This window comes from Streptomyces sp. NPDC019396 (assembly GCF_040632375.1).
Lineage (GTDB): Bacteria > Actinomycetota > Actinomycetes > Streptomycetales > Streptomycetaceae > Streptomyces.
In genome coordinates this window covers 29,526-46,618 of the sequence record NZ_JBEYBS010000037.1, presented here as the reverse complement: position 1 = coordinate 46,618, position 17,093 = coordinate 29,526, and the positions used below count along the sequence as shown (strand labels likewise).

The window sequence follows — 17,093 nt, the reverse complement described above, 5'->3', positions numbered from 1 at the left end:
CTCGTCGGGGCGATCGCGTCCCCGCTGGTCGGGATCGCGGGCGAGGCCACCGCCGTACCGATGGCCGTGGTCCAGCTAGTCTGCGCACTCGGCGCGATGGGGTGCTTCCTGGGCCTCTGCCGACCCTGGCGCACCAGGCAGGCGGCAGCCGGCTCGGCGGCCTAGGCCGGATCCAGGCCACCGCCGTGGCGGTGGCCGAGTGTCTCGGCAAGCGCCCTCCGTGAGGTGAAGCCCACCTTGTTGTAGATGCGGTACAGGTGGTTGTCGACGGTGCGTGGTGACAGATGCAGTTGGAGTGCGATGTCCTTGGTGGCCAGACCGCTCGCCGCCATGGTCGCGATCTCCATCTCCCGGCCGGTGAGCGGGTCGTGGAGCTGAAGCGCGCTGAGTCCGGGCGTGATCGCGCCTTGGCAGGACCTGGCCAGTCTCTCGGCGAGACCTGCGGCCTTCGTTGCCTGGCGTGACAGTCCTTCCCCACGCAGGCACTGCGCCGCGGTCGCCGCGGCTTCGGCTGCGATGAGCAGCGCGCCGGCTTCCTCCAGGCGCCGTGATGCCTCCAGCAGGTCATCGGCGTTCCCTGCCGCCATCGCCCGGGCGAAACCGACGCGTGGAACAGCCAGGAGACTGTCACACACCTCGGCCAGCTCGGTGAGTCTGCCCACTACGCGTGCGGCGGCGCCCAGCCGGACCACTTCGGTGAGCAGCGTCATTTCACTGGACGCGGCACCTGCGTCCCGGGCCGCGCCGGCTCCCTCCAGAAGTGCCTGGATCGCCGCGGTCATACGTCCGTTGGCGGCATGTACCCATGCCTCGCCCACGGTGCTGTCGCCGGGGAGGAAGAAGAGGTCCGGATACTGCTTGAGGTCGGCGAGCGCGTGCTCGGCGCGTCCGATGTCGCCGAGGACGGCGGCGGATGCGGCCAGGCCTGCGGCCGCGGGGCGAAGAGCGATATGGACGTCGTCGTCCAGACTCACCGCCAGCGCTTCCGTGTACCAGCGACAGTGACCTCGTCACACCGGGCCCGCGGACGGCATGCCACGGCCCCCCGGCGTGTGCCGAGGGGCCGTCGTGCGCCGGGAGCGTCAGTCCTTGTCGATCGACGCCCAGAACTCGTCGAAGGTCAGCAGGCCGTCGCCGTTGCCGTCCTTCGACTTGATGACGGCCTCGGCGACGGTCTCCGTGACATGGAAGTCGCCCAGCTGCGCCATCACGCTCTTGTACTCGGCGGCCGAGATCAGCCCGTCGCCGTTCAGGTCATAACGATCGAAGGCCTTGCGCGCCGACTCGATATCCGCCACTGGTCCACCCCTTCTTGGTGCCTTACTGATGGATGCAGGGTATCCGCGAGGCCGTGGACCGTCGCCAGGGGGACGCCAAGGACCACCCGTGCGGGTTCTGGGAGGGAATATGGGGTTATGAGCGATGCGCTGACCTGGATCCTGGCGGCGGCGGAGCGGGGCGAGTTCCCGCCGCCGGACGGCATGACCACAGTGGTGCCGCAGCCCAGTGAGCGGGACGCGGGTGTGCTGGCCTTCACGGCACACTCGGTGGTGTTCACGGACGAGGACCCCGAGTGGGTGCGCGACACACTCGCGGCGACCTCGGGTGATCCGCTCGCGGCGAGCATGAATCCCGGCTTCCTGAGTGCTCTGATGGCGCGGACAGGGCGGTCCATGAACACCATCGACCTGCTCTCGGTCGCACCGTCACGGTCGGGGCCGCCCGAGCTGCCGCTGCGCGAGATCGAGGACCCGGATCATCCACGGGTGGCCAGGGCCCTCCAGCACCGCGACGACGTCCGGGTGTGGACCGCCGACGGAGGTGTACTGGTGCTGGGCCGCGGGGTGGCCGGGCGCTGGGAGGCGGCGGTCGAAGTGGATCTGGAGGCTCGCGGCGCCGGGCTCGGGCCACGCCTCGCGGACGCGGCGCGGCATCTGATTCCGGACGGCGGGCACGTCTGGGCCCAGAAGTCTCCGGGGAACGCCCGCAGCGTGCGGACGTTCCAGCTGGCGGGGTTCCGGCCGGTGGGCTCGGAGGCACTGCTGCTTCCGGCGGACAGAGATTTTCCACACCGGTCGCCACATCGTTGAATCACCCGGGATTACCCATAGTCATTCACCGTTTGCAAGGGAAGTGGTCTAGTTCACCTTAGATTCACTTTCTATTTGACGGAATTGTTCGATTTTGGCCGGGTGGGGACTTTTGGCAGTGAGGCCGCCCGTCTGTCATAGTCGGTCGCACGACCCCCATTGACCCGGGCCAGGTCGTCTCAGCGGTCGTGGATCACACCCCTCCTGTCCACGACCGCACGCATGAAGCCCCCGAGGCGCCACACGATGGCAGCAGGGGGCTTTCGTGCGTCCAGGGGCTCAGCGGTCGGACACCCGCATCTCGAACCAGGTCGTCTTGCCGCGCGGCAGCAGATCGACCCCCCAGCGAGCGGACAGCTTGTCGACGAGGAACAGCCCGCGGCCGCTGGTGTCCAGCTCACGCACCGGGAGCAGACACGGCAGCCCCCGCGAGGGATCACGCACCTCCACCTTGATCCTGCCGGGCCGGCGCAGCATGCGCAGTCCGAAGACACGGGCGCCGGTGTGCTGCACCGCGTTTCCGACGAGCTCGGAGACGAGCAGGATCGTGTCCTCGGCGGTCTGCGGGGACAGGGCCCACTGGCGCAGCAGCACATACTGGGTCAGCCGGCGCGCGATCGCGGCCGACTCGGGCAGCGACGGCAGTTCCACCTCGCCGTCAGCCGGACTGCCGAACGACTCGAGGGCCCTGAAGACCCGCTCGTCATCGGCCAACGGCCTCCAGCGCTCGGCGGTCGCACCGCCGCGCTGCCGTGGTTGCTCCATGCCCTCCAGCCCCGCCATGGCGTCCATGATGGCTGTTCGGACGCCGTTCCGCGGCCGTTCCGGAGTAATCCACACCCCGGGGCGGAGAGCCCCGGGGGCATGGATTCCGCATATGCCAGGGGCAGAAATGGCCCATGATGTCCCCTGACCAGCCCTGACGCACCGCATGCGGATGATCGCGAAGCGCTTCGGCCGCTGACGTCGGAAGACTCCCTTAAGGTTCCCTTAAGCCGGGAAACCCGGTTGCAACCCGCTGCAACCCCGCCGCTGACAGAGAAGCCGTAGAAGAACCCGGACGAACCCACGAGGAAGCAGTACAACTTCGCGGGACCAGGGGGATTCAGATGGACCGTGAGGGACTCAGACGAACTTCGCCTTGCCCGGCCCCTCTTCCACGAAGCTGCGCATCCCGCGCTCCCGGTCCTCGGTCGCGAACAGCCCCGCGAACCAGTTCCGTTCGATCGCGAGGCCCGTGTCGATGTCCGCCTCCAGGCCCGCGTCGACGCACTCCTTGGCCGCGCGCAGCGCCAGCGCCGGTCCCTGGGCGAGCTTCGCCGCCCAGGCGTGCGCCTGCTCGTAGACCTCGGCCGCGGGTACGACACGGTCCACCAGGCCGATCGTCAGCGCCTCGTCGGCCCTCACATGGCGGCCGGTGAAAATAAGGTCCTTCGCCTTGGAGGGCCCCACCAGCCGGGCCAGCCGCTGGGTGCCGCCCGCACCCGGGATCAGCCCGAGCAGGATCTCCGGCTGGCCGAGCTTGGCGTTGTCTGCGGCGATCCGGTAGTCAGCGCAGAGCGCCAGCTCACAGCCTCCACCCAGGGCGTAGCCGGTGACGGCAGCGACCACGGGCTTGGGAATGCGGGCGACGGCGGTGAAAGCGTCCTGGAGGCCCTTGGACCGCTTCACCATCGCGGTGTGGTCCATCCGCTGCATCTCCTTGATGTCCGCGCCGGCCGCGAACACCTTCTCGCCGCCGTACAGGATCACGGCCCGGACGTCGTCGCGGTCGCTCGCCTCGGCGGCGAGCTCGCGCAGCCGGTCCTGGGTGGCGATGTCCAGGGCGTTCATCGGGGGGCGGTCCAGACGGATGGTGCCAACGCCTTCGGAGACTTCGAGATTGACTGTCATACGGGGAGGTTAGCCCCCGTTAACGCGGCCGGACCCGGTGCCGTCCATCACAGCACCGGGTCCGTCCGCTCAGCCGTCGTCCCCTACCTGGTCACTTGGTCCACTCGGCCCAGGACATGTTCCAGCCGTTGAGCCCGTTGCTCGGGGCGATCTGCTTGTCCTTGGAGTTCTTCACGATCACCACGTCACCGATGATCGAGTTCTCGTACATCCAGGCCGCGGGGGCCTTCTTGTCCCAGCCGCCTCGCACATCGCGCAGTCCCACACAGCCGTGGCTGACGTTCGCCGAGCCGAAGGTGCCGGATGAGGCCCAGTAGTTGCCGTGCATGAAGGTGCCCGAGTCGGACAGGCGCATGGCGTGCGGCACGTCCTTGATGTCGTACTCGCCGCCGAAGCCGACGGTGGCACCGTTCATCCGGGTCACCTCGTACTTCTCGCTGATGACCATCTGCCCGTTGTACGTCGTCGTCGACGGCGCGCCCGCGGTGATCGGGACGCTCTTGAGGAGCTTGCCGTCCCGGACGACCTCCATGGTGTGCTCGCTCGCGTCCACGGTGGAGACCTGGCTGCGGCCGATGGTGAACGTCACGGTCTTGGACTGCTTGCCGTAGACCCCCGGACGGCCCTCGACGCCGTTCAGGTTGAGCTTGACCGTCACCTTGGTGCCCGGCGTCCAGTACTTCTCGGGGCGGAAGTCCAGCCGGTCGTTGCCGAACCAGTGGCCCTCGATCGGGACCGACGGCTCGGCGGTCACCTTGATGGCCTTCTCGACGGCCTCGGGGTCGGTGATGCCCCGGGTGAAATTGATCTTGACGGGCATCCCGACACCGACGGTGGAGCCGTCCTCGGGGGCGTACTGGCCGATGAAGGTGTTCTTGGGCACCAGCGTGGTGAAGCTGGTGTCCTTCGCGGACTCCCGGCCCTCGGAGTCCTTGGCGACCGCGTGCACCTTGTACTTGGTGGCCGCGGCGAGATGGGCGAGCGGCTCCCAGGCGGCGCCGTCCGCGCTGAGCTTGCCCTCGACGGCGTTGCCCCTGTCGTCGTTGACACTGACGGCGGTCAGCTTGCCCTGGTCGGCGGTCACCTTGAGAGCGCCGCTGGTGGCGACCGAGTCCTCGCCGTCCTTGGGCGCGATGGTCACCACCGCCTGCGAGGCGGTGGTGCCCGCCTTGCCGGCACCCTCCTTGTCGCCCTTGCCAGGACTGCTCTTGCCGGTTGCCCCGCCTCCGCATGCCGTCACCAACAGCAGCAACGCGCCGAGCACCAGGGCGAGCAAGCCCGTGCCCGTACGTGTCCGCCTGCCGTATGCCCCGGCCGATGCCCCCGATATCGGCTGCCCGTTCACGATCGGTCTTCTCCCCTCGCACGGCCTGGCCCCGCCACGGCCCGTGGAGCCCGGCCCCGAGCCGAACTACTACCCCCGCGCACGCTTCCTGCGCGCGTCTGGCGATAGATAATCACACCGCGAGCCGTGGCAACTCCCCACGGATGTCACCGTTCAGTCCCAAGATGTCCAGGACTGGTGCGGGCCATGCGAGTCGACGGAGATCTCCGGAGTCCGGCGGGGCAGCCGGGGTGGCAGCGGGAGGTCACCGCACCGCTGAACCAGCCCGCCATTCCGCCCAGCCCATGTTCCAGCCACTCAGCCCGTTCCAGGGATCGACCTCCCGGTCGGGAGAGTTGATCACCTCGATGATGTCCCCGATGAGCGTCCGGTCGAAGAACCAGCCCGCCGGGCTGCTCTGGCTGCCGCCCTTCTCGTCCCGCAGCCCCACGCAGCCGTGACTGGTGTTGGACGAGCCGAACACCGAGGGATGCGCCCAGTAGTTCCCGTGCAGGAACGTGCCCGACGTGGTGAGCCGCATCGCGTGCGGTACGTCCTTGATGTCGTATTCGCTCTTGCCGGTCTCGCTACGGAAGCCGACTGTCGCACCGTCCATGCGGGTGACATCGAACATCTCGCTGACGACCATCTTGCCGTTGTACGTCGTGTTCTCCCTGGCCCCTGCCGTCACCGGCAGGGTCGCCAGCAGCCGCTCACCTCGGCGTACCTCCATCGTGTGGTTTCGCACGTCGACGGTCGAGATCTGTGAACGGCCCACGGTGAAACTGGTGGTCTTGTGCTGGATCCCGTACACGTCCGGGGCCCCCTCGACATCGCGCAGCCGCAGATCGACGCGGACCTTGGTGCCCGGCCGCCAGTGGGCACGCGGCCGGAAGTCGAGGCGCTGCCCGTCGAACCAGTGGCCGACGACCTCCACCGGCGGATGCGCCGTGATGCGGATGGCACGCTGAACCGCCGCCCGCTCCTTGATCTTCCGGTTGAAGACGAACGAGACGATCATTCCGGTCCCCACGGTGGAGCGGTTCTCGGGGTTGAAGTAGCCGATGAAGCGGTGCTCGGGAACGAGGGTGGTGAAGGTGGCGTTCCGGGCGGCGCGCCGGCCGTGGGCATCGAGCGCCACCGCGTCGACCCGGTATTCGGCGGCGAGGGCGAGCCTGGTGCCGGCGCTGGGCCGCCAGCGCAGTCCGTCCTCGGAGATCGACCCGGGCACGTCGATGGGCTGGGCGTCCTCGATCCGGGTCACCGTGACCCGTTCCAGCCGTCCGCTGGACAGCTTCACTTCGAGTTTGCCGTCGGCCGCCACGCCCTTCGCGCCGTCATCGGGGGTGATCCTGATGATGTCGGCAGGGGGGCCGGGTTTGCTGCCGACGTCGGCCGGCGGCCTTGCGGTGCAGCCGGTCAGGGCGGCCAGCAGTGACGTCCAGACGACAGCGGCGGCCAGCGTGGCCCTCGCCCGCCTCACCGAGTTGCCCACCGTGTCGCCCATCGTGTTGCCCACAGGGTTCACCTCGCCGTTCAGCTGCTCGTTCACCTGCTCGTTCACTTGGTCGTCCACCTCGTCGGGTCGCAGAGACACAGCACGTCCCGCCCAACGACCGGCCACCGCGTGTGGGTACGTGAGCGCCCTGATGTTGGGAGGGGGCGAGGGCGGGCAGAACAGGTGGGAGGACCACGCGTGGGCCTGTCCGGCCGGTCCGGCACGGCGTGGCCCGATGAGCCGCGGGAGGCCGACAGGTGTCGAGCGCAGCCGGGCAGGAGGCAGTGCGGGAGGGTGGGGCGCCGTCCCCTGGAGTTCAGCGTGGCCCGGCGCTGAACGGGCGGCGCCACCGGCCCGGGATTCCAGGGGAGCCAGGGCAGTCCGGGAATTCAGGGGAATCGGGGGAATCAGGGGAAGGGGACGTCCGGAGTGCGGTGGCGGCGGTCTGGCCCGGCTCGCCGACCCCGCTCGGAGCGAGGTTCCGCACCGGTCCCGACGGTGTCGCGGGCACGAACTTCGCGCTGTGGGCGGGCGGCGCCGAGGCCGTGGAGCTGTGCCTGTTCGATGAGGCGGGCACCGAGACCCGGCTTCCGCTGACCGAGCTGACCCATGAGATCTGGCACGGCTTCGTGCCCGGGGTACTGCCCGGCCGTCGCTACGGCTTTCGCGTGCACGGCCGCTGGGACCCGTGGACCGGCGCCCGCTGGAACCCGGCGAAGCTGCTGCTCGACCCGTACGCCCGGGCCGTGGACGGCGACTTCGGGGTGTCGGGGCGCGCTCCGCAGATCTACGGTCATGTGCGCGACTGGCCCGAGCAGCATGTCGCCGACACCGTGCGCGATGACCGCGATTCGGCTCCGTACGTGCCCAAAGGGGTCGTCGTCCACGACGACGCGCCCGGCGACGAATGGGCCGACGACCGCCGCCCCAAGACCCCGTGGGCGGACTCGGTCATCTACGAGCTGCATGTCCGCGGCTTCACCAGGCTGCACCCCGACATCCCCGAAGAGCTGCGCGGCACCTACGCGGGCCTCGCGCACCCTGCCGCGATCGACCACCTCGTACGGCTCGGGGTGACGGCCGTGGAGCTGCTGCCGGTGCACCAGTTCGCGCACGAGGACCATCTGCTGCGGCGCGGGCTGCGGAACTACTGGGGCTACAACTCGATCGGCTACTTCGCCCCGCACGCCGCCTACAGCGCATCGGGGACCGCCGGGCAGCAGGTCGGCGAGTTCAAGCGGATGGTGCGGGCACTGCACGCGGCGGGCATCGAGGTCATTCTCGACGTGGTCTACAACCACACGGCGGAGGCGGGCGAGCTGGGTCCGACCCTCAGCCTCAAGGGCATCGACAACCGCGGCTACTACCGCCTCCAGCCCGATGCCCGCCGCTACGCCGACTACACCGGCTGCGGCAACACCCTGCATGTGGTCCAGCCCCAGGTGCTGCGGCTGATCACCGACTCACTGCGCTACTGGGTCACCGAGATGGGCGTCGACGGCTTCCGCTTCGACCTAGCTGCGGCGCTCGCCCGGTCAATGCACGATGTCGACATGCTCTCGCCGTTTCTCGCGGTGATCGCCCAGGACCCGGTGCTGCGCCGGGTGAAGCTGATCGCCGAACCCTGGGACGTGGGCAGCGGCGGCTACCAGGTGGGCGCTTTCCCTCCGCTGTGGACGGAGTGGAACGACCGCTACCGCGACGCGGTACGGGACTTCTGGCGCGGCGCGCTGCCCGATGTGCGGGACCTCGGCTACCGGCTCTCCGGATCCAGCGACCTGTACGCCTGGGGCGGGCGCCGCCCGTATGCCTCGGTGAACTTCCTCACCGCCCACGACGGCTTCACCCTGCGCGATCTGGTCAGCTACGAGCACAAGCACAACGGGGCCAACGGGGAGGGCAACCGGGACGGCACGCACGACAACCGCGCCTGGAACTGCGGGGCGGAGGGAGAGACGGACGATCCCGCGATCAACGCCCTGCGGCGCCGCCAGTTGCGGGGGCTGCTCAGCACGCTGCTGCTGTCCACCGGGGTGCCGATGCTGGTCGCGGGAGACGAGATGGGCCGTACGCAGGGCGGCAACAACAACGCGTACTGCCAGGACAACGAGGTCAGCTGGTTGGACTGGTCGCTGCGGGACGAGCCGGGTCCGGCCGGGCTGCTGGCCTTGGCCTCCCGGCTGCTGGCACTGCGCGCGGCACATCCGGTGCTGCGCCGCAAGGCGTTCTTCTCCGGCCGCTCGCAGACCCCGGACGGACTGCGGGACCTCGCCTGGTTCACGCCGCACGGCACCGAGATGACCGAAGGGGACTGGTATGCGCCCGCGTCGACCGTGGCCTTCTACCTCTCGGGCCGCGACATCCCGGGCCGCGACGCCCGCGGGGCGCCGGTGGCCGACGACAGCTTCCTGGTGGTCCTGCACGCCGGCGCCGGCCCGCTGGACTTCCGGCTGCCGGGCCCGCCGTGGGGCGGCGCGTACGAGGTGGTCGTGGACACTTCGCTGGAGGACCAGACCTCGGCGCCGGGGACGGTGTACCGGGGCGGAGGACGGGTGACGGTGCCGGAGCGGTCCGTACTGCTGCTGAAGGTGCTGGCAGCGGACGCGGACGCGGCGGACGGCGGGAAAAACTCGGTGGGCAGTGTCAGTGGTGAACCGTAGGCTCGCAGCTGATGTCCACCACACAAGCCACCCCCGATGACCGGTCCGTTGTGCGTTCCCTGCTGCGGCTGTGGCCCTACGTCCGGCCCGTGCGGGCCCGGCTGTTCAGCGCCGCCGTCGTCGCGATCGTCGCGTCGTGCCTCAGCCTGGTGATCCCGCTCGTCCTCAAGTGGCTGGTGGACGGTCCGGTCGCCGAGCGCGACGTGGGCGGGGTGTGGCTGGGGGCGCTGTACGTACTGCTGCTGGGTATCGCGGAAGCGGTGCTCTTCGGGTTCCGGCGCTGGCTTGTGGCGCGTCCGCTGGCGGGGGTGGAGGCGTCGATGCGGGCCGACCTCTTCCGGCATCTGCAGCGGCTGCCGGTGGCCTTCCATGACCGCTGGCCCTCGGGCCAGCTGCTGTCGCGCGGGACCACGGATCTGATGCTGCTGCGGATGTTCCTGGCGTTCCCGCTGACGTTCCTGCTGGTCAACGGAGTGACGATTCTGGCCGGTGCCGCGATCCTGCTGGTGCAGGACTGGACGCTGGGCCTGATCCTTCTGGTGCCCGCGGCACCGCTGGTGGTGCTCCTCTTCCTGTTCGAGAAGCGGTTCTCTGTCACGGCACGCGCGGCGCAGGATCAGGTCGGCGATCTGACGACGGTGGTCGAGGAGAGCGTGCTCGGCATCCGCATCGTCAAGGGCTTCGGGCGGCACCGCAGCCAGGCCGCCGCCTTCCGCGCCCTGGCAGCGCGGCTGCGGGGCACCGAGCTGGTCAAGGCCCGGATGCTGGCGGGCATCTGGGCCGTCATCATGGCGGCGCCCGAGCTGGCGATCGGTGCGGCTTTGGTGCTCGGCACCCTTCAGGTCTCCGAAGGCGAGCTCTCCGCGGGCACGCTGGTCGCCTTCCTCTCGACGGCGCTCGCGCTGCGCTGGCCGGTGGAGTCGATCGGCTTCCTGCTGGCGATGAGCCAGGAGGCGGCGACGGCGACTGACCGCTTCTTCGAGGTACTGGACGCACCGGAGGAGACGGGCGCGGAGCCGGCGAAGCCCTCCGCACGCGCCGGGATGCCCGCGCACACCGTCGAGGGACTGGTCTTCGACGCGGTCGAGTTCCGCTACCCGGACGCCGGCCCCGCGTCACCGCCGGTGCTGCAGCGGATCGACCTTCACGTACGCCCGGGCGAGACGATGGCACTGGTCGGCGCCACCGGGTCGGGCAAGACCACCCTCACGGCCCTGGTGCCGCGGCTGTACGAGGTGACCGGTGGACGCATCACGCTCGACGGGCGGGACATCGCCGCCATGCCGCGCGATGAGCTGCGCCGGCTGGTGTCCATGGCCTTCGAGGAGCCCACGCTGTTCTCGGCGAGTGTCGCCGAGAACGTGCTGATGGGCGCCGACGGCAAGGCCGGGGACGAGCAGTTGCGGCGCGCCCTGGACGTGGCGCAGGCCGGCTTCGTGGACGCGCTTCCTCAGGGCGTCCGCACCCAGGTCGGCGAGCAGGGGCTGAGTCTGTCCGGCGGTCAGCGACAGCGGCTCGCACTCGCCCGGGCGGTCGTGGGCGGGCCCCGGTTCCTGGTGCTCGACGACCCGCTGTCGGCGCTGGACGTGCACACGGAGGCCCTGGTGGAGGCCGCGCTCAGACGTGTGCTCCAGGACACGACCGCGCTCGTCGTGGCACACCGGCCTTCGACGGTGCTGCTCGCCGACCGGGTGGCACTGCTGTCGGACGGCCGGATCACGGCCGTGGGCACCCACCATGAACTCCTGCGGGACAACGCCGAGTACGCCTGGCTGATGTCGGGCAGCCATGCCGAGGAGCACGTCCGATGAGCTCATCGACGACCACGCCGTCCGCCCCCCGCTCGGGTACGGACCCGGTTGCGGACGGGACCGCCGAAGACCGCGGTGCCGAGACCCACGCGGACGCGGCCGATGCCGTACCCGCTGAGGCCGGCGGCGATCCGTTCGACCGCGATGCCCTTCCCGCACCCAGGGACGCCACCGGCTCCCTGCTGAGGTCGCTGCTGGCGCCGCGCCGCGCCGCGGTGGTTCTCGCGGCCCTGCTGTTGCTGCTGCAACAGGCCGCCGCTCAGGCCGGTCCCCTGCTCGTCGCCTACGCCATCGACAGCGCGGTGCCCGCCATCGGGCGCGGTGACCACGGGCCGCTGGTGGCCGTGGCCGTGGCGTACACGGTGTGCGCGGTCGCGTCCGGGCTGTTCCAGTACGGCTTCATCCGGGCGTCCGCCCGCGTCAACCAGGATGTGCTGCTCGACCTGCGCGGCAGGATCTTCCGCCACGCGCAGGCGCTCAGCGTGGACTTCCACGAGCGGTACACGTCGGGCCGGCTGATCTCCCGCTCCACGACCGATGTCGAATCCCTCAGGGAGTTGCTCAGCGAGGGCCTCCAGGAGCTGATCGGCGTCACCCTCGCCTTCGCCTACATCTCGGCCCTGCTGCTCTGGCTGGACATCGGTATCGGCTCGGTGGCCGTGCTGAGCTTCGTGCCCCTCTGTCTTCTGATCCGGATCTACCAGCGCCGCGCGGCCGCGGTGTACGCCGATCGGTCCACGGCGATCGCCGCCGTCATCGTGAAGTTCGCCGAGACGATGAACGGCATCAGGCCGGTGCGTGTGTTCCGCAGGGAACGCGCCAACGACGAACGCTTCCGGGTGCTGAACCAGCAGCACGCCCACAGCAACGGGGACGCGCTGCTGGAGATGGCCCGCTATGTGGTCGGCTCCCGACTGGTCGCCAACACGGCCGTGGCGGGCATGGTGCTGTGGGGCGCGTACCGGGTGACCGAAGGCACCCTGGCGCTGGGGGTGCTCGCCGCCGCGGTGCTGTACGTGCGCAGGCTGTACGACCCGATCGACCGGCTGGGCATGTTCCTCAACTCGTACCAGTCGGCGGCGGCCTCGCTGGCGAAGATCGCCGGTCTGCTGGCCCAGACCCCGAGCGTCCCGGAGCCCGAGCGCCCAGCCGCGCTGCCCACCCGCTCCGCCGGAGCCGGCGACCCAGGTGATCCCGGTGACGCCGGTCCCGGCCGGGAGGTGGTCTTCGACGACGTGCGCTTCACGTACCGCACCGGAGGCGAGGTGCTCCCCCACTTCGCTCTGACCATCCCGGCCGGGCAGACGGTGGCGGTCGTCGGCTCGACCGGCGCCGGCAAGTCCACGCTGGCCAAGCTGCTGGCCCGGTTCTACGACCCGACCGACGGACGCGTCCTGCTCGACGGGGTCGACCTGCGCGACCTGTCCCTTCCCGAACTGCGGCGCGGGGTGGTGATGGTGACCCAGGAGGCGTTCCTGTTCTCCGGCACGGTCGCGGAGAACATCGCGATCGGCCGCCCGGACGCGACCCGCGAGGAGATCGAGCGGGCGGCGAAGGCGATCGGCGCGCATGACTTCATCACCGCTCTGCCCGACGGCTACGACACGGACGTACGCAAGCGGGGCGGCCGGATCTCGGCCGGTCAGCGCCAGCTCGTCGCGTTCGCGCGTGCCCTGCTGGCCGATCCCGCCGTACTGATCCTGGACGAGGCGACCAGCTCGCTCGACATCCCCGGCGAGCGCGCGGTGCAGCGGGCCATGGACACGGTGCTGCGCGGCCGCACGGCCGTGGTGATCGCCCACCGGCTGTCGACGGTGGAGATCGCGGACCGGGTGCTGGTGATGGAGCACGGCCGGATCGTGGAGGACGGCAGCCCGGCCGAACTGATCGGTGAGGCGGGCCGGTTCGCCGATCTGCACCAGGCGTGGCAGGACAGCCTGGTCTGAGCAGGGGGCGCGCCGGCGGCGTACTCGCCGGCCCGCCCTGCCCCGACGGCGCCGGGCTCGACCGTGGTCAGCCCGGCTGCCGGCCGTCGTGCGAGCACGCACCATACCCGACCACAGTGTCATCACTGCCCCTCACACTTCTGAGGTCCGCGTCCGACAGCGACCCGCACGTCGCGGGACGAACAACACGGGTATGACGGCTCGGGCTCCCTGTCCCTGTCCGGCGTGTCCCGGGCACACAGCGGATCACGGCCGGATCGCGCCGGTACCCCATGGCGCGAAAGCACCGCCCCGGACCGCCGCGTCCTGCCACCGCGCCCGCCACGGCACTTCGGGGATCATCCCGCGGGCGCCCGCACCACGGTGTGGTGGAGTGTGCGCCATGACGACTGATGTGATCGTGGTGCCACCGCTGTACAGCGGCTATCCCGGGGTGGCCTTCGGCGGCTATGTCGCGGGGGTGCTGGCACAGCGCTCCGGAGCGAAGGCCGTGCGGGTGGACTTCCGGGGCCCGGTGCCCTTGGGGTCCGGGGTGCGGATCGCCGTGACGGGAGGCGGGGGCGCCGAGTTGGGGGAATCGGTGAAGCCGCTGGCGACGGCGGTTCCGGTCGACGGGGTCTCGCTCGATGTGCCGGAGGCGCCCTCCTGGGACGAGGCGCTCGCCGCGGCCGAGGCGTACCGCGCCGACCCGCCGCCGGGGAGCGTGGACTGCTTCGGCTGCGGCCCGGACCGTACGCCGGAACGTGGACTGCGCCAGCACTGCGCTCCGGTCCCCGGACGGGATCTGGTGGCGACCGCGTGGGTGCCGTCCCCGGCCCTCGCGGGGGATGACGGCACGCTTCCCGCCGAGCTTGTGTGGGGCGCCCTCGACTGCCCGGGGAATGCGGCGGGCCGGGCACTGGGTACACAACAGGCAGGCTCGGTCACGGCGGCGCTCACGGGCACACTTCTGCGGCCGGTGACGGCCGGCGAGCGGTACATCTCGTACGCCTGGCTGCTCTCGGAGTCGGGCCGCAAGCACACCATGGCCGTCGCCGTGAGCACGGCGAACGGGGAGCTGTGCGCGGTGTCCCAGGCGCTCTGGTTGGATCCCCGGGGCGCGGCCACCGGGGCCTGACGCCGCCCTCGCGCCGGCGTACCACCCGTCACCCGGCAGGAATTGAGCCACTCGAAGAGGCTCCTGTGCCGGGTGGCGCGTACCCTCTGCTCGCCATTCGGACCGGACCGTGCAACACACCGTGCCGTTGCGGGCCTTGGAGCCCGTCGACCTGCCTCGATGACCTGACGGTGATCACTGCTGAAACGTCCGCTTAACGAACATGACATTTCGGGGAACGGACGGTTTCCGGCCAATCTTTTGACGCGCTCCTGACAGGAGAGCCTGATACCTGCCACGCTTCCCCCGATCCACTCACCACATGCTCCGAACGCTCTGCACGCACCGCAGCTCCACAGCTTTCACAGCTTTTGTGCTCTTGCTGCTCTGCCCGAACGGCCTACCCAGCCGTCCGGTACCCCCCTCGCAGAAGGAGTCTCGCGTGAGACCCATGCCCAGACGCCGCCGCGCCACGGCCACCGGCGCGCTGCTCGCCACCGCAGCCCTGCTCACCGTCGGAGTCCAGGCCGGTTCCGCCACCGCCGCCGGCGACCAGGCCGCAGCCGCGAACCAGACCTCCCTGGCCCGTGACACCGGCGCGCTGCCGGCTCAGCTCACCCCCGCCCAGCGGGCCGAGCTGATCAGCAAGGCCACCGCGACCACCGCGGCCACCGCCAAGGAACTGGGCCTCAGCGCCCAGGAGAAGCTCGTCGTCCGCGATGTCGTCCAGGACCGCGACGGCACCACCCACACACGGTACGAGCGCACCTACGCCGGGCTGCCCGTGCTCGGTGGCGACCTCGTGGTCGCCGAGACGAAGGCCGGGAAGACCGAGTCGGTCATCAAGGCCTCCCCGTCGGCGCTCAAGAACGTCGGCACCACCGCCGCTGTCGCCCCGGCCACCGCCGCGAAGCAGGCCGTCTCCGCAGCCCGCGCCGAGGGCTCGAAGAACACCACCGCCGACCGCGCCCCGCGCAAGGTGGTCTGGATGGGCCAGGGCAAGCCGGTGCTCGCGTACGAGACGGTCGTCGGCGGGCTCCAGCACGACGGCACACCGAACGAGCTGCACGTCGTCACCGACGCCGCCACCGGCAAGAAGCTCTTCGAGTGGCAGGCGATCAACACCGGTACCGGCAACACCCAGTACAGCGGCCAGGTGACACTGGGCACCGCGCCCTCGTACACCCTGACCGACACCACCCGCGGCAACCACAAGACGTACAACCTCAACCGCGGTACGTCCGGCACCGGCACGCTGTTCTCCGGCGCCGACGACATCTGGGGCGACGGCACCGCGTCGAACATGGAGACCGCGGGTGCGGACGCCCATTACGGTGCGGCGCTCACCTGGGACTACTACAAGAACGTGCACGGTCGCAACGGCATCAAGGGCGACGGCGTCGGCGCGTACTCCCGGGTCCACTACGGCAGCAGCTACGTCAACGCCTTCTGGTCCGACAGCTGCTTCTGCATGACCTACGGCGACGGCTCCGGCAACGCCAAGCCGCTGACGTCGATCGACGTGGCCGCCCACGAGATGACGCACGGCGTCACCGCCAACACCGCGAAGCTGGTCTACAGCGGTGAGTCCGGCGGCCTCAACGAGGCGACGTCCGACATCTTCGCCGCCGCGGTCGAGTTCTACGCCAACAACGCCCAGGACAAGGGCGACTACCTCGTCGGCGAGAAGATCGACATCAACGGCGACGGCACCCCGCTGCGCTACATGGACAAGCCGAGCAAGGACGGCGCGTCCAAGGACGCCTGGTACTCGGGCCTCGGCGGCATCGACGTGCACTACTCCTCGGGCCCGGCGAACCACTGGTACTACCTGCTCTCCGAGGGCAGCGGCGCCAAGACCATCAACGGCGTGAACTACGACTCGCCGACCTCCGACGGCCTCCCGGTCACCGGTATCGGCCGTGACAAGGCGTCCCTGATCTGGTTCAAGGCGCTCACCACGAAGTTCAACTCGACGACCAACTACGCGGCCGCGCGCACCGGCACCATCGCCGTCGCCACCGAGCTGTACGGCGCCACAAGCGCCGAGACGCAGGCCGTGACCAACGCCTGGGCCGGCATCAACGTCGGCGCCCGCTACGGCGGCGGGGACCCGGGCACCGGCAAGACCTTCGAGAACTCCGCCAACGTGAACATTCCGGACCTGAGCACCGCCACGTCCCCGGTCACCGTCTCCGGTATCACCGGCAACGCGCCGTCGGCCCTCAAGGTCGACGTCGACATCGTCCACACCTGGCGCGGTGACCTGGTCATCGACCTGGTGGCCCCGGACGGCAGCACGTACCGGCTGAAGAACTCCAGCGGCAGCGACTCGGCGGACAACGTGGTCGCCACCTACACGGTGAACGCTTCCAGCGAGGTCGCGAATGGCACCTGGGGCCTGAAGGTCCAGGACGTCGCCCGCTACGACACCGGGTACATCAACAACTTCAAGCTGACCTTCCCGTAGGTCCGCAGGTCGGCTGACAGCACCTCAGCGACAACCATCCGGCGCACCGCCCGGGGCTTCCGCCCCGGGCGGTGCGTCGTGTTTTCCGGGCACGGCCGGAGTCCGGCCCACCCGTATCCCAGGGCTTGCGGGCCGGTCGGGGTTCTTGTCCCCTCCGCTGACTCCTAGTAGTTAAGCAACCACAGGACGGGGAAGGCTCCCCCGGTACGCACCGGCGCGCGCTTCCCCACACAGCGACCACGCAGCTATTCGAGTGAACGCGGACAGGAGCGGCCATGCCCGCAGCCCGCCAGTCGTCGACCGAG

Annotated in this window: 12 protein-coding genes and 1 pseudogene; 7 read left to right on the top strand and 6 right to left on the bottom strand. The window is 70.1% G+C overall.

Features of this window, described 5'->3' with window-relative positions:
- Positions 1-165: pseudogene (locus ABZ532_RS29005) on the top strand (Bcr/CflA family drug resistance efflux transporter); the annotation flags it as partial.
- On the opposite strand, the gene ABZ532_RS29000 reads toward ABZ532_RS29005, so the two are convergent.
- Positions 162-974, bottom strand: coding sequence for a helix-turn-helix transcriptional regulator (locus ABZ532_RS29000; RefSeq protein WP_361290127.1), 813 nt, complete (start codon positions 972-974; stop codon positions 162-164). The pseudogene ABZ532_RS29005 and the gene ABZ532_RS29000 overlap by 4 nt on opposite strands.
- Before the next feature lie 108 nt (positions 975-1,082).
- Positions 1,083-1,298 (bottom strand): EF-hand domain-containing protein, encoded by a 216-nt coding sequence (locus ABZ532_RS28995; RefSeq protein ID WP_361290124.1) that lies wholly within the window; start codon positions 1,296-1,298, stop codon positions 1,083-1,085.
- A gap of 117 nt (positions 1,299-1,415) precedes the next feature.
- Here ABZ532_RS28995 and ABZ532_RS28990 point away from each other — a divergent pair, with 117 nt between their 5' ends.
- Positions 1,416-2,090 carry a GNAT family N-acetyltransferase gene (locus ABZ532_RS28990; RefSeq protein ID WP_361290121.1) on the top strand — a complete coding sequence of 225 codons (675 nt, stop codon included), beginning with the start codon at positions 1,416-1,418 and terminating at the stop codon, positions 2,088-2,090.
- A 279-nt stretch (positions 2,091-2,369) separates the two neighbouring features.
- Here ABZ532_RS28990 and ABZ532_RS28985 read toward each other — a convergent pair whose 3' ends face one another.
- The 4 genes from ABZ532_RS28985 to ABZ532_RS28970 form a co-directional block, all read right to left on the bottom strand.
- A complete protein-coding gene (locus ABZ532_RS28985) occupies positions 2,370-2,873 on the bottom strand; it encodes an ATP-binding protein (protein ID WP_361290118.1) in 504 nt (167 codons plus the stop codon).
- Positions 2,874-3,215: 342 nt separating this feature from the next.
- Positions 3,216-3,983 (bottom strand): enoyl-CoA hydratase-related protein, encoded by a 768-nt coding sequence (locus ABZ532_RS28980; protein ID WP_361290115.1) that lies wholly within the window; start codon positions 3,981-3,983, stop codon positions 3,216-3,218.
- A gap of 91 nt (positions 3,984-4,074) precedes the next feature.
- Positions 4,075-5,328: an Ig-like domain-containing protein gene (locus tag ABZ532_RS28975; protein ID WP_361290112.1), complete on the bottom strand. Its 1,254-nt coding sequence runs from the start codon at positions 5,326-5,328 to the stop codon at positions 4,075-4,077.
- A gap of 244 nt (positions 5,329-5,572) precedes the next feature.
- A complete protein-coding gene (locus tag ABZ532_RS28970) occupies positions 5,573-6,802 on the bottom strand; it encodes an Ig-like domain-containing protein (protein ID WP_361290140.1) in 1,230 nt (409 codons plus the stop codon).
- A gap of 437 nt (positions 6,803-7,239) precedes the next feature.
- Between ABZ532_RS28970 and glgX the strand changes: the two genes are divergently transcribed.
- The 5 genes from glgX (at position 7,240) to ABZ532_RS28945 (ending at position 16,788) form a co-directional block, all read left to right on the top strand.
- Positions 7,240-9,465, top strand: coding sequence for a glycogen debranching protein GlgX (gene glgX / locus ABZ532_RS28965; protein WP_361290109.1), 2,226 nt, complete (start codon positions 7,240-7,242; stop codon positions 9,463-9,465).
- 11 nt (positions 9,466-9,476) lie between these two features.
- Entirely contained in the window at positions 9,477-11,276 is a 1,800-nt protein-coding gene (locus ABZ532_RS28960) for an ABC transporter ATP-binding protein (protein WP_361290107.1), read from the top strand.
- Complete coding sequence (locus ABZ532_RS28955; RefSeq protein ID WP_361290104.1) at positions 11,273-13,222, top strand: ABC transporter ATP-binding protein; 1,950 nt, start codon at positions 11,273-11,275, stop codon at positions 13,220-13,222. The genes ABZ532_RS28960 and ABZ532_RS28955 overlap by 4 nt, the downstream gene beginning before the upstream one ends.
- Positions 13,223-13,604: 382 nt before the next feature.
- Positions 13,605-14,339, top strand: coding sequence for a hotdog fold domain-containing protein (locus ABZ532_RS28950; RefSeq protein ID WP_361290101.1), 735 nt, complete (start codon positions 13,605-13,607; stop codon positions 14,337-14,339).
- Between the two features lie 430 nt (positions 14,340-14,769).
- The gene (locus ABZ532_RS28945) at positions 14,770-16,788 is read left to right on the top strand and encodes a M4 family metallopeptidase (protein WP_361290137.1); all 2,019 of its coding nucleotides are present in this window, start codon (positions 14,770-14,772) and stop codon (positions 16,786-16,788) included.
- Positions 16,789-17,093: the final 305 nt, after the last annotated feature.